The organism is Virgibacillus alimentarius (assembly GCF_000709085.1).
GTDB lineage: Bacteria > Bacillota > Bacilli > Bacillales > Amphibacillaceae > Virgibacillus_B > Virgibacillus_B alimentarius.
This window is the reverse complement of sequence record NZ_JFBD01000105.1, coordinates 1-12917: the sequence shown is the minus strand read 5'-3', so window position 1 is coordinate 12917 and position 12917 is coordinate 1. Positions and strand designations below refer to the sequence as shown.

At 35.1% G+C, this 12917-nt stretch carries 15 protein-coding genes and 1 pseudogene; 7 read left to right on the top strand and 9 right to left on the bottom strand.

Going from position 1 to position 12917, the window contains the following annotated elements; all coding sequences use genetic code 11:
* Window positions 1-232: pseudogene (locus tag GZ63_RS18195) on the top strand (amidohydrolase); the annotation flags it as partial.
* Between the two features lie 42 nt (window positions 233-274).
* Here the strand turns inward: GZ63_RS18195 and GZ63_RS0114770 are convergent.
* Window positions 275-1492 carry an ABC transporter permease gene (locus GZ63_RS0114770; RefSeq protein WP_029270885.1) on the bottom strand — a complete coding sequence of 406 codons (1218 nt, stop codon included), beginning with the start codon at window positions 1490-1492 and terminating at the stop codon, window positions 275-277.
* A complete protein-coding gene (locus GZ63_RS0114765) occupies window positions 1485-2228 on the bottom strand; it encodes an ABC transporter ATP-binding protein (RefSeq protein WP_029270883.1) in 744 nt (247 codons plus the stop codon). Before GZ63_RS0114765 ends, GZ63_RS0114770 begins: the two co-directional genes overlap by 8 nt.
* 545 nt (window positions 2229-2773) lie before the next feature.
* Between GZ63_RS0114765 and GZ63_RS0114760 the strand changes: the two genes are divergently transcribed.
* Both GZ63_RS0114760 and GZ63_RS0114755 read left to right on the top strand, forming a co-directional pair.
* Window positions 2774-3205 carry an HIT family protein gene (locus tag GZ63_RS0114760; protein ID WP_029270881.1) on the top strand — a complete coding sequence of 144 codons (432 nt, stop codon included), beginning with the start codon at window positions 2774-2776 and terminating at the stop codon, window positions 3203-3205.
* Window positions 3206-3413: 208 nt separating this feature from the next.
* Complete coding sequence (locus GZ63_RS0114755; protein WP_029270880.1) at window positions 3414-3770, top strand: YtxH domain-containing protein; 357 nt, start codon at window positions 3414-3416, stop codon at window positions 3768-3770.
* 148 nt (window positions 3771-3918) lie between these two features.
* On the opposite strand, the gene GZ63_RS0114750 is transcribed toward GZ63_RS0114755, so the two are convergent.
* The 4 genes from GZ63_RS0114750 to GZ63_RS0114735 form a co-directional block, all read right to left on the bottom strand.
* Window positions 3919-4842 (bottom strand): glycine betaine ABC transporter substrate-binding protein, encoded by a 924-nt coding sequence (locus tag GZ63_RS0114750; RefSeq protein WP_038221288.1) that lies wholly within the window; start codon window positions 4840-4842, stop codon window positions 3919-3921.
* A 60-nt stretch (window positions 4843-4902) separates the two neighbouring features.
* On the bottom strand, window positions 4903-5832 hold the full coding sequence (locus GZ63_RS0114745; protein ID WP_029270876.1) for a glycine betaine ABC transporter substrate-binding protein: 930 nt from the start codon (window positions 5830-5832) through the stop codon (window positions 4903-4905).
* A 90-nt stretch (window positions 5833-5922) separates the two neighbouring features.
* Window positions 5923-6777 (bottom strand): ABC transporter permease, encoded by an 855-nt coding sequence (locus GZ63_RS0114740; RefSeq protein WP_029270874.1) that lies wholly within the window; start codon window positions 6775-6777, stop codon window positions 5923-5925.
* The gene (locus GZ63_RS0114735) at window positions 6770-7966 is read right to left on the bottom strand and encodes a quaternary amine ABC transporter ATP-binding protein (protein WP_029270872.1); all 1197 of its coding nucleotides are present in this window, start codon (window positions 7964-7966) and stop codon (window positions 6770-6772) included. The genes GZ63_RS0114740 and GZ63_RS0114735 overlap by 8 nt, the downstream gene beginning before the upstream one ends.
* Before the next feature lie 369 nt (window positions 7967-8335).
* Between GZ63_RS0114735 and GZ63_RS0114730 the strand changes: the two genes are divergently transcribed.
* A complete protein-coding gene (locus GZ63_RS0114730; RefSeq protein ID WP_029270870.1) occupies window positions 8336-8821 on the top strand; it encodes a GbsR/MarR family transcriptional regulator in 486 nt (161 codons plus the stop codon).
* 10 nt (window positions 8822-8831) lie between these two features.
* Here the strand turns inward: GZ63_RS0114730 and GZ63_RS0114725 are convergent, their stop codons facing one another.
* Window positions 8832-9176, bottom strand: coding sequence for a DUF1878 family protein (locus GZ63_RS0114725; protein WP_029270868.1), 345 nt, complete (start codon window positions 9174-9176; stop codon window positions 8832-8834).
* Window positions 9177-9364: 188 nt separating this feature from the next.
* On the opposite strand from GZ63_RS0114725, the gene GZ63_RS0114720 reads away from it, so the two are divergent.
* The 3 genes from GZ63_RS0114720 to GZ63_RS0114710 all read left to right on the top strand — a co-directional run bounded on the left by GZ63_RS0114720 (window position 9365) and on the right by GZ63_RS0114710 (window position 11310).
* Complete coding sequence (locus GZ63_RS0114720; protein ID WP_029270866.1) at window positions 9365-9916, top strand: DUF3267 domain-containing protein; 552 nt, start codon at window positions 9365-9367, stop codon at window positions 9914-9916.
* Window positions 9917-10114: 198 nt separating this feature from the next.
* Window positions 10115-10300, top strand: coding sequence for a hypothetical protein (locus GZ63_RS0114715; RefSeq protein WP_029270864.1), 186 nt, complete (start codon window positions 10115-10117; stop codon window positions 10298-10300).
* A 128-nt stretch (window positions 10301-10428) separates the two neighbouring features.
* Window positions 10429-11310, top strand: a complete 882-nt coding sequence (locus GZ63_RS0114710) for a peptidylprolyl isomerase (protein WP_029270863.1) — start codon at window positions 10429-10431, stop codon at window positions 11308-11310.
* 58 nt (window positions 11311-11368) lie between these two features.
* Here the strand turns inward: GZ63_RS0114710 and GZ63_RS0114705 are convergent, their stop codons facing one another.
* Together GZ63_RS0114705 and yhaM are read right to left on the bottom strand one after the other, a co-directional pair.
* Entirely contained in the window at window positions 11369-11554 is a 186-nt protein-coding gene (locus GZ63_RS0114705) for a sporulation YhaL family protein (RefSeq protein ID WP_029270861.1), read from the bottom strand.
* 71 nt (window positions 11555-11625) lie between these two features.
* Window positions 11626-12573 carry a 3'-5' exoribonuclease YhaM gene (gene yhaM / locus GZ63_RS0114700; protein WP_029270859.1) on the bottom strand — a complete coding sequence of 316 codons (948 nt, stop codon included), beginning with the start codon at window positions 12571-12573 and terminating at the stop codon, window positions 11626-11628.
* Window positions 12574-12917 lie beyond the last annotated feature (344 nt).

Sequence of the window (12917 nt, the reverse complement as noted above, 5' to 3'; positions counted from 1 at the left end):
TAAGATACCTGAAATTCATAAAGCCGAAGAAATTATTCCGGAGATGGCTGGGGAAGATTTTGCTTATTATATGATGGAACGACCTGGTGCTTATTTTTTTACTGGAGCACAAATAGAAAATCATGAGTTCCCGCACCACCATCCTAAATTTGATATTGATGAACGCGCTTTGCCTATTGCAGCTAAAACATTAATCCAGGCGTATTTTGACTATCAGGAAGAACATAAATAAATCCTCCTTCACAAATGACTAGTCATTTTGTGAAGGAGGATTTTATTTATGCAAAAGTTTTTTCTTAACATATCCGTAAATAAATAGAAAATCAAAAACTGTTCCACCAACGATAGTGAGTATGGAACCCATATAGTTTCCTGCTACTATAAAGACAAGCGAAAATACAACAGTTTGAATAATCGCTAAATGGAGCAGCCATTTCATCAGCGCTTTTTGACGCAAGTCCCGTTTAACAGGATAAAGATCTAACCATACAACTGTACGATGATGGTTGTACAGAGTCACCATTTGGAAACTGCTCATGTATAAAAACAGTAAAGCGAATAATAATTTCATCCATATATTAGGTACATAATAAATAAATAATCCACCGATCACGATCAGCCTAACATACATTCCTAAGTAATCTCCACTGCGAATAAATGTTATACGATATAGATAATCATAGGTAAGCTGTTGTTTAAATGGGAGTTTATCAACGAAAGAAACAAGCCAATAACGCTTTTTCACTCTGTTTTTTAATCGGGGGACGTCTGTAAACAGATTAGCAAAGCGATAAAACGTCTGCATACGCTGCTGATCTTTTTCCACTAATAAGTCCCATTTAATTCCCGCTTCCTTTCGTGATCGATTTAAATCATATAAGAACAAGGCTATAAATAATACAGTCGTTATTGCTGCTAAAAGCATGCTGCCTTCAATAAGAAAATAGAAAACACTAATATTTACTGCTAGCCGTACGATGTGATCCCACTGACGCGTACCCTTATCCCTTATCTTGAGCATCCACCAATTTGCAATTAAATTCCAGACCTTAAAGATAAGGACAATAGCAAGTGTAAGTAAATAAGTATACCCTTCCCTTTCAGGATACGCAGCAAAATACAATGGTCCAAAAGCGGCCACAGCAATAAAGATTAGGTATAATTGAATGACAAAGCTATAAATAAGTGCATCCCGGAAATAGGCCCCCATTTTATGTTCGGCTGCAATTAAAAATACTAAATCAGGTTCTTTTAATAAAGTTCGCACTGGACTATAACTTACTAACAGTCCTAACACTATTCCTATAATCCACGCAGTTGGAAAGTTTGCTGGCAGTTGCATGAGCCATTGCTGATAATAAAAAGCAAGCGCCGATATAAAAAATAACATTGCAACAGCGATATGCCCATTAAGTATATATCGAAGATACCTGCTTGTTTCTCTTAAATGGGCAGAAAATCGCTCTTTAAAAAAAGCATGTGAATCAAACATGGCTATCTTCCTTCGTTAATTGCACATATAAGTCATCTAAGTTTGCACCAGGCATATTAAAATTTTGGCGCAATTCGTCTAGTGTACCTAGTGCTCTTATTTTTCCTTCGTGCAAAATAACAAATCGGTCACAGTATTTTTCCGCAGTAGCCAAAATATGAGTTGACATAAGGACGCCCGAACCTTTTTCTTTCATTTCATCCATTAATTGCAGGTAAGATTGAATCCCTAGCGGATCCAAACCAACGAAAGGCTCATCTACAATATATATGGGTGGTTCGATTAAAAACGCGCACATAATCATTACCTTTTGACGCATCCCTTTGGAAAAATGAACAGGAAACCATTTTAGCTGCTTTTCCATACGGAATTCTTTTAACAAAGGCTCCAATCGTTGTTCAAAAACTGTTTCAGGCACATCATACGCCATCGCTGTTAAACGGAGATGTTCGTACAATGTTAATTCATCATAAAGAATTGGCATCTCAGGAATATATGCCATTTGATTACGATAGGATGTTGGGTTTTCTCGAAACGTTTTTCCATTTATAGAAACAGTTCCTTTTTTCGCTTCCATCAAACCAATAATATGTTTAATGGTTGTGCTTTTCCCTGCACCATTCAAACCAATTAAACCTACAATTTCCTTAGGGTAAACATCAAAAGAAATACCATGCAATACATTTTTATGGGTATATCCACCATAAAGTTCATTAATATGCAACAAAGGATCCACAAGTTTTCCTCCCGTTCATACTCGACAAGTTCAACACTTTTATTTATGTTATCATTTTTATGGAGTAATGCCAAAATAAACCGTTATCCTATTTTCGACAAATAATATGTATAAAATTATTATCCTTGGACCATAATAGGTATAGAAGAGAAGGAAGCAACACACTATAATTTCGTGTCTAAACACAAATGAGGTGTTTCCGATCGCAACTTTAGTGATTTAAAGCCCTTTAATTTCGTGTATAACACAAAATGAGGTGTCTCCGATGGAAACTCTAATGATATAAAACCCTTTTGCCAGGGTATAATCTCAGTAACAGACTGAGATACTGACAAAAAGGTTTTTGTAATCTAGTTAAAGCGATTTAACGAAGTATTACGAAGTCCCCAACGTTAGATGTTTTTTATCGACCCCTTCTCTTCTAGAGCAGGCTAGTCCCAAAAACGGACGGCCTGCTTGTTTTATTATAGGGGTCAGAACGCTTTACAGAAAGGTACACTTCTATATACAATAAAGGAAAACAATCGATAGGAGTGCTGAAGATAATGGATCATCAAGATTGTATTTTTTGTAAAATTATCAATGGCGAAATGCCTTCCGCTAAAGTATACGAAGATGAACATGTTTATGCTTTCCTTGACATTAGTCAAGTAACAAAAGGACATACGCTTGTTATACCGAAAAAACATACGAAAGATTTATATGATACACCTCCAGAAGTTGCAGGAGAGTTATTTGCTCGCATCCCTCGGATTGCTAATGCTATTAAAGAAACATATCAGCCAGTAGGTATTAATTTACTAAATAATAACGAAAAAGGTGCAGGACAGGTCATATTCCACTTACATATTCACATTATTCCGAGGTATGAAGATGATGGATTTTCCTTTAAAGGAGAAAATCATACAGATGAATATTCTTTAGAGAATTTACAGCAAATGGCAAAAGAAATTAGCAAAGAGCTTTCAGATAATTAATTACCTGTAAACATGGTGCCTATCTGAATATTTTTTCTTTTTATTTAACTCTATTTTTGTTATAATAGATAAAAGACCTTTCATTGTTCGTTTTGAAAAGCCTCTGGCAAAAAGTCAGAGGTTTTTTACACAAAATGGTTATCCGTCAACGTTTCAATAAACTTTTGGTGTGATACATATAATAAAGACTTAAAAGGAGCGTATTCATATGGCAAAAGGAAAGTCACTTTTACTTGGAATTCTGTTTGGGGGGGCTATTGGCGCATCAGCAACACTCCTTAGCACACCTTCATCTGGGAAAGATTTTCGCGGATTAGTCAAGAGACAAGGACTAGAATGGAAAGATATGTTAGAAAACATGAAACAGGAGGGCCTCAACCTAAGAGAGCAGATTGCTGAAGCCTCCAAAGAAGGAACTATATTAATGAAAAATTTAACGCATGAAATGAAAAAATCTGTTGAGGAATGGCAAGAAGCTGTAGAACCACATAAAGATAATATACAGGAATATCTTGAGCATATCGAAACGAGTTTAAAAGAGCTGGAAGATAAGGTAAACAAATAATAATGCGCAACCAGGGCATTTCGTTCAGGAATGTCCTGGTGTATTATCAGATTAGAAAATAGCTATATTGATATCTATTTATAATACACAATATAAAAATGGTGTATGAAAGCGCAATGCACATGCTTACATACACCATGAATTGTTTTTATTTAACCGGCTCAAGGTCTTCAATGGATTCGATGTCCATATAGTCTGGTACTACTAGCCCGATCTTTGCACCTTCTAAATTAACGCCTAGATCATCAAAATCATCTTCATATTTATCATAAAATTCTTTCGTTGTAATCGGCATCCATACCGCAAGCGTAGCATCAGCATCACCGTTTGCTACCGCTTCGTACATAACTGCTAAATCAACTGGAGTTACTGTTACTTCAAACCCCTTTTGCTCTAATACCTCTGCTACTACATAGGTAGATGATAATTCAGAGTCCCATTGAGTTGAAGCTAATTCAATTTCTTCTCCATCCACATCATCGACACCTTCCGTCCACTCAGCTATCTTTTTCGGATTATCTTCCACCCAACGTTTTGCCGATTCACTAATGTCGTCTCCAGTCTCATGAGATTCTAACATTATTTTCTCCATATCTTCTACTTCCCAATTAAACTGATCAATTAGTTTAAAGGCATTTGGTTTATCATCTTTTAAACCTTTACGTGCCAATGTTTTAATTACTTCCTCTTCACCATAAACGCCTTTTGGATCTTTTAGATATTTCATATCGGGATATTTCGCAAATGTCCAGTGTGGATTCCAGCCTGTAATAATGATTGGTTCTTCATTCTTCATGGCACGGTCTAATTCCGAAGCCATTGCAGTTGTCGAAGATTGTTCAAGCGTCCATCCATGTAGATTATCATAACTTTCTAATGCTTCCTCTGTAGTAACAGTGATCCCAGCTCCTGGTTCAATACCAGTAATTGTAAATTTAACTGCATTACTATAGTTTTCTTCATTTGAGTTATGATCATTTTTATCGCCGTTTTTTGAGCTACATCCTGCGAATATTAATACAAGAATCATTAGTGTAATAAAAGCTAGTCTTTTACCTAACAATTTTTTCACTTCCTCATTTACCAAAAAAAAGTAAAGGAAGATTAAATCAACCTTTACTTCTTTTAAAATTTATTTAGCTGGCTCAAGGTCTTCTATGGATTCGATGTCCATATAATCTGGAACAGCTAATCCAATTTTTGCACCTTCTAAGCTTGGTCCAAGGTCTTCTAAGTCATCTTTGTATTCTTCATATAGATCACCATGTGTTACTGGAAGCCATCCAGCAAGAAATCCGTCAGCATCTCCTTCTGCAACTGATTTCCACATAATAGCATTATCAATTGGTGTTAATGTAACTTTATAACCAAGATCCTCAAGAACCTTCTTAACTACGTTAGAAGAAGCTACTGTAGAGTCCCAGTCTACCATTGTTAATTCAATTTCTTCTCCGTCACCTTCTTCAGCGCCATCAGTCCATTCAGAAACCATATCTTCATTTTCCTTTACCCAATCAGCAGCTGCCTTTTCAGGTTCTGCACCATCAGTAATATCAAGCATTACTTTTTCCATGTCTTCTGTTTTCCAGCTAAACTGGTCTAATACTTTATAAGCGCCTGGAACGTCATCTTTAAGTCCTTTACGAACCATGGTGTTGATTGTTTCTTCTCCACCATAGACTTCTTTTGGATCATCTAAATAATGCATATCGTACTTAGCAAACTTCCAATGTGGTGTCCATCCTGTTACAATAATAGGTTCTTCATTGTTGATTGCTTCACCTAGTGCGGTAGCCATCGCACCACTAGAAGATGCTTTTACTTCCCAGCCTTCTAAATTTTCGTATTCTTCTACTGCTCTCTCTGAAGCTTTAAATACCCCAGCACCAGGCTCGATACCAGTGATTGCGTAATCCAATTCCTCACTATAGTTTGTATCTCCACCATTATCTGATGCTTTGTCTTCTGTTTCACCACTGTCATCGGACCCACATCCTGCAACAATCAGTGATAGGGAAAGTCCACCAGCAACAGCTAGACGTTTCCAACCAAATTTAAACATAATCTAATCTCCCCTTTTTTGTATAATATTTATGGAAACTTTTCCTTAAGAAAAGATACCAACGTAAGTTTGTTTGTTATAATTATTAATTTAATTATTTTTTGTATTCACATGTTGTGTAAATCGATCAATAATGATCGCCAAGATAACAATACCAATACCAGCAACGAATCCTGTTCCTACTTGTGCTCTTTGCAATGATGATAGAACTTCTCTTCCAAGCCCAGGAGCACCAATCATAGATGCGATAACAACCATGGATAAAGCTAGCATAACTGTTTGATTGATTCCAGCCATAATCGTTGCTTTTGCCATTGGAAGTTCTACTTTAAATAACTTTTGTGAACCTGTACTACCAAATGCCTCTGAAGCTTCTACTAGCTCTTGAGAAACCTGGCGTATCCCCAAATTAGTAAACCTTACTGTAGGAGGGGTCGCAAAAATCAGAGATGCAAATATACCAGGTACCATTCCAATACCAAAGAATGCTACAGCTGGAATTAAATAAACGAAAGCAGGCATTGTTTGCATAAAGTCAAGGATTGGAGTAATAATTGCCTCCGCTATCTTGCTCTTAGACATCAATATACCAACAGGTACACCAATTACTACGGAAAGAACACTCGCAATTAATACCAACGTAAACGTACTAATCAAATGTTCCCAAAATCCTTGATTGTAAATTAACCATAAGCCCACAATAGAAAATACTGCCAAACCTAACTTCTTTCCAGTTATAAAAAATGCTAATAATGCAACAATAACAATGATAATAACAGGAGGAACTGCTAATAATGCATTTGTAGTAAATTCCATAAAGTTCCCAAAATGCTCTTTGAGCGGATCGAACAAGAAGGAAAACGTACTCGTTAACCAATCTGTAACTACCTCTGTTTTTTCTGCAATCGGAATACTCGGTACAAAGTCTAATAGTTTATCAAACATCAAGATTCACCTCTCCTTCTCCAGCTAGTCCGGCTATAACTGCTCCACGAACAATGATTCCCAATAGTTTTTCATCTTCTACAACCGCTACAGGAGTAGTTGAATCATGAATAATATTAAAGATATCATTCATTGCTTTATCTTTATTAACACGTATGATATCTGTTTTTAATATTTCATTTAAATCACGTATATCCTGATTTCTTGCGTCTAGTGCATCATCCGCTGTCACATAACCTTTTAAGTTTCGTTGACTGTCAACTACTAGAATACTAGAAATTCCTTCTGCACGCATACGTTCCAAGGCTACACGCGGACCATGACGATCAATATTTACCGTTTCAGGACGTTTCATAATATGTTGTGCTGTTAAAATCTTTGAGCGATCAACGTCTTCAACGAATTTTTCAACGTAATCATTTGCAGGTTTCACTAGAATTTCTTCAGGAGTTCCAATTTGAACAATCGACCCATCTTTCATAAGTGCTATGCGATCGCCTAAACGTAAGGCTTCATCCAAATCGTGTGTAATAAATAAAATTGTTTTTTTCATGCTTGCTTGTAAATCAATTAATTCATCCTGCATTTCTTTACGGATTAGCGGATCAAGTGCTGAGAATGCTTCATCCATTAATAAAACCTCTGGATCATTTGCTAAAGCTCGAGCTAACCCGACACGCTGCTGCATCCCGCCAGATAGTTGACCTGGAGCTTGATGTAAATATCCGCCTAAACCCACCATTTCTAATGCATCTTTTGCTTTTTTCTGTCTTTCTTCCTTTGGTACATTTTGAATTTCCAAACCGTACTCGGCATTCTCTAAAATTGTTCTATGCGGGAATAAAGCAAATTTTTGGAAGACCATACTTAATTTTTCTCTACGAACTTTACGCAGCGATTTTTTATCCATTTTGGATAAGTCGTCTCCATCGATATAAATATTTCCTTCTGTAGGCTCGATTAGTCGATTAACTAGGCGAATTAATGTAGATTTACCACTGCCGGATAATCCCATAATAACGAATATTTCTCCAGCATCTACAGAAAAAGAAGCACGATTGACCCCAACCGTATTCCCTGTTTGTTCTAAAATTTCACTTTTTGATAAGCCTTCATCCAAAAGCTTTAATGTTTGCCTCGTATTTCTACCAAATACTTTAGATAGATTTTTAACTTCTATTACTGGCAAAGCTTTCACCTCTTCCATTCCTTTTGGGATTATTGTCATGTTCCTAATGAAGCACGAATGAGTCCTAATAAAGATTACATAAACTTATATGCACATATAGAGCGAGAGAAAAACTCATATTTACAGACTATCATTAGATCCGAACAATCACTGTACTATGTTACTATACATCTTTTCATCAATACTTTACAAACTTTATATATGACGAATTTTGTATATTTTATACGTACAGTTTAAACTGTACAAACTTTAATTGGTATATACTCCTTTTTTCTTTATTTTACTCCTATTTAATACTTTATACGTAATTTTTCATATAAACGTTTTTAGTGTAACCTTTATATAGCAAGGCTTTTTAGGAGGCTTTTTATGTTCGAAAACAAAACTGAAATAACGAACAAGATTATTGTGGAATTTTCTAAGACAATTGAAATGTTTGATTTAACTCCCGCAGAAGCTCGATTATTTACATATCTATATTTAGAGGAAAAGCCATTAACATTAGATGAGATGAGTGAAGCGTTGGGGAAAAGTAAAACGGCGATGAGCAATAGCATACGCAACTTAGCAAACTTAAATCTAGTCACTCGTGTGTGGAAAAGAGGGGTTCGTAAAGATTTATATAAAGCAAATACACAATTATTTAAGATCTTCGTAAATTCTTATATTAACAAGTGGATAGATGCTACAAATTTCCAAAAAATGTCACTAGCGGAAATCCATAAAAATGTTAAACAAATAAACAAACCGATTATGTCAAAGGAGGAATTAGCTACGATTAATAATTATTTGGAAGAACTAATCGAATTTCATAATGAAATAGAATCTTTATTCACAGACATGAAACAGGACTAACTCATGCCCATCACCGTATATCATTAAACTCAATTATTTGGATGAATACATTCATTAAAGAAGGATAATATCCTTCTTTTTTTAATGCATAAATGGTTTGATTCGGGTCTAATTTCTCAGTAAGCATTCCAGCAAAATGAATGATGAGGATAGTAAAATCTAATAATCCTTCTTTTTTTTGCCGTCGATATTGCTTATCAAGCGTATTTAACATACGAAATAAATCATTATATTCTTCCCTTGTAACGTTTTTTTCAATAATCATTTTACTGAACGGGTAATTATGAATATCAATCAATTTAGATAACAATTCTACATGAAATGATGTTGTCTCAGCTTTGTTTAATTTATTCACTTTAATACCTCCTTTTTCACCAATTTATTCATACTTTATACAAACCATTAAACCGCTTCTCTCCTTGGTTTAAAGCCCTTTTCATTTTGTCGAAAAAAGATGGCAAAAAACTATTGATTTTATGCTGTAAACATACTATGATTCTTAAAGGATTTACAAAGTATAAAACAATAATGGAGGGATTGAAAATGATTTGTTGGAAGTCTATTAACATCACCAAAGAATTTGGATTAAAACGTATTTATTTAATTTCATCATTAATTGGTCTTATGGCGTTTGTAATACTCTATGTACCGTTTTCTATCCTTCATAAAAATGTCCTGCTAAACGAATCAGGAATTGTTTTATTCATATTTGGTATAATTTTACTACCACTGATGCATTTACTTATGCACATTTTACCATTATTCATTCTAAATAAAAAAATAAAAGTAACTTATAAAAATAAAAGCAAGAAAAGAACACTACCTTTATTAACTTATTATACAAAAGCATATGTTTCTAAAAAAGTCTCCCTCCTTGTTGCGCTTGCGCCGACAATATTCATTACAATTCCGGGTATGATCGCAACCTATTTACTTGCTGACTTTTATGTGTATTTATTGCTTTTAACAACGGTTCATATTGGAATTTCATTTACAGATTTCCTTTATGTATTATATATTGCGAAAGCTCCAAAGCAATCTTTTATTGAAAATGATAATAATGGTTTTGATATATTGATCAAAGCACCCAGGTAATCTTTATTTTTTTACTTTATGAATTTATCAAAACAAAGCTGCTTAATTAGAGGATCTGGCGTAAAAATAAACCAGATCCTTTTTATATCTGTTTTCCCTGTTCAGATTTTAAATTCTTTGATACAGTAAGGAAGTATAATATTTACGGATTATAAATGAATGGGGTCTTCTGTCGTTCTCATCTGAGGAGGGTTTATCATGATGACATTTTTTCCAATTTACGCCGTATTTGTGTTACTTATTTTCAACTTTCTCGTAGATAAGCTTTGCCATGCACTGGAAATGGAAAAGTCAAAACAAGCCGGAACTTTTCGAATGGTAAACGTAATGGTTCTTATACTCCTTTTTTCCTCTTATTTACGAATTTTAAATGCAATGGTATAAACTTACATGAACGTTGAGCAAAATAAGAAAAAGGGAAATTGATAATACTGTGTTTTCAGTAGGAAAGTATGTTATATTTATCTTTAGTTTAAGTGAATTGGATACAATTAGATTAGGAGTGTTCGTGGATGAAAAAATTAGTAATAGCTGTCACACTATCTGCAAGTTTTCTCGGTTTAGCTGCATGCGGCTCAAATGATTCTGACCCAGATGTCGTGGTTGAATCGAAAGCCGGAGATATCTCCAAGGAAGACTTTTATGAGGAGTTAAAAGATCGCCATGGAGAACAAGTATTAAATGAATTAGTAACAATGAAAGTACTAGAAGATAAATATGATGTAAAAGATAAAGAAGTTGATAAAGAGGTAAAGAAAGTTAAGGATGAACTTGGAGATCAGTTTGAAATGGTACTTCAACAACAAGGCTTTGAAGATGAAGAAGCTTTTCGTAAGGTAATTCGCGAAAGTTTATTGCAAGAAGCTGCATTAAGTGAAGATGTGGAAATTAAAGATAAAGAAATCAAAAAACAGTATGAGCGTATGAAAACTGAAATCAAGGCTCAACACATTTTAGTTGAAGATGAAAAGACTGCAAAAGAAATTAAGAAAAAATTAGATGATGGAGAAGACTTTGCAAAATTAGCCGAGGAGTATTCAACAGATGAATCTAATAAAGATGATGGTGGAAAATTAGGCTATTTTTCTGTAGGTGAAATGGACCCAGCCTTTGAAGATGCAGCATACAGCATGAAAAAAGGCGAAGTTAGCGACCCTATCCAAACTCAATTTGGTTTTCACATCATCAAAGTAAATGATAAGCGTGAAAGTGAAGAAGACATCGGCTCTCTTAAAGAGAATAAAGATGACATACGTCGTGAGTTGATTTCAGAGAAAATCGATCCAATGGAAGCTCAAGAAAAAATAACCAACCTACTCGAAGATGCTGACATCAACGTACAGATTGAAGAGTATAAAGATATGTTCAAAAAAGATAGTCCACAAAAACAATAGGGATAAAGGATAAAGCTGTTGCACCTGTAAAGTTTGCAACAGCTTCTTTTATATATATTTATAATTGTCGATCCTTTTGTTTTTTTCGTGCTTCTTCCAGACGGTCCATATAGACTTTGCCTTCACTTTCAATAAATTGTTGTTCAAGCTTCTTTTCAGCACGTATTGCCCGAAAAGCCATATATCCACTAAAAAAGATGAAAAGAATCATTAAAAAAACCCACCAAGGCACTCCTACAATCATCTTTAAGCCTCCCTTGTCCAATAATATCTACTTCATTTATATGAACAAAGAGATAAAAAAATGACTATCACCTAGTTTTCCTCGAATAATGGCTTATAAAATGATCGATTATCCATAGCAAATAAGCGTGCAGTAAACTCACCTGGATTTACTTTATCCAAGGCTCTATTAAGTATATTCATTTTTGCATCAATTAAATCAATCAAATGCAATACTTCCGCTTCCCTGACCAAGGGCGGCTTCGGACTTCCCCATTCTGCTTTACCGTGATGGCTTAATACTAGATGCTGCAGAATGACCACTTCTTCTCCCTCAACTTGGAGCTCTTTTGCAATTTGCCCAATTTCTTCTACCATCATGGAAATATGGCCTAACAATTTCCCTTCTAGTGTGTATGTTGTGGATACTACACCGGATAGTTCTTTTAATTTGCCAAGATCATGTAAAATAATTCCCGCATAGAGCAAATCTTTATTAAGTTTTGGGTAAAGAATATGTAATTCTTTCGCAATTGAAAGCATACTAACGATATGGTGCGCTAAGCCTGATACATATTCATGATGATTTTTGGAAGCTGCTGGATAAGTTAACAATGCTTCCTGATATTTGGTAACAAATGCCCTTACGATACGTTGTATAGAAGGATTTTGCATTTCGAAAATCGCTTCTGTTATTTTCTCCATTAATACTTCTTTCTTAACTGGAGCCTTTTCGATAAAATCAGAAACTTGTACACCATCCGCAGGGTTTGCCGGCCGAATAGAGAAAATTTTCAACTGTGCTCTTCCACGAAATTGATTAACTTCCCCTTTCAATTTAATAATCTGCTCTGCTATAAATGTCTCCTCGTCATCTTTTGAAGCATCCCAGAGTTTCGCGTCAATTTCTCCAGTAACATCTCGCAATATCAAGGTCAAGAAAGGTTTTCCATTACTTGCGACACCCTTTGTAGCTTCCTTTATTAACATAAAATCTTCGAATGAATCCCCAATATTATAGTGTCCAATTCCTTTTTTCATCATCGATCCTCCCCCTCGTATAATATGTTTAGTCTTAAATATTTTCTTATTAATTATTTTCAATCTACCTAATAACACTTTGAGCGTAACTCCGTTACCCTTCACTGCTGGCGGACGCTTTCCGCGGGCATGGCTTGAGCCTCCTCGGAAGAAGTTCACTTCCTGCGGGGTCTCAAGACTCATGCTTTTCCCGCAGGAGTCGCCGCCATCCGTTCCAGGTAACTCATTTGGAGTTTAAATAATGAAATGATAAATATGTTAAATCTCTTGGACGTTGTGTGATGTTCCTAGATAATGGTCTTAGGATCATTTGGGACAATTCTTTTCCCCCTTGCGGATTGAAC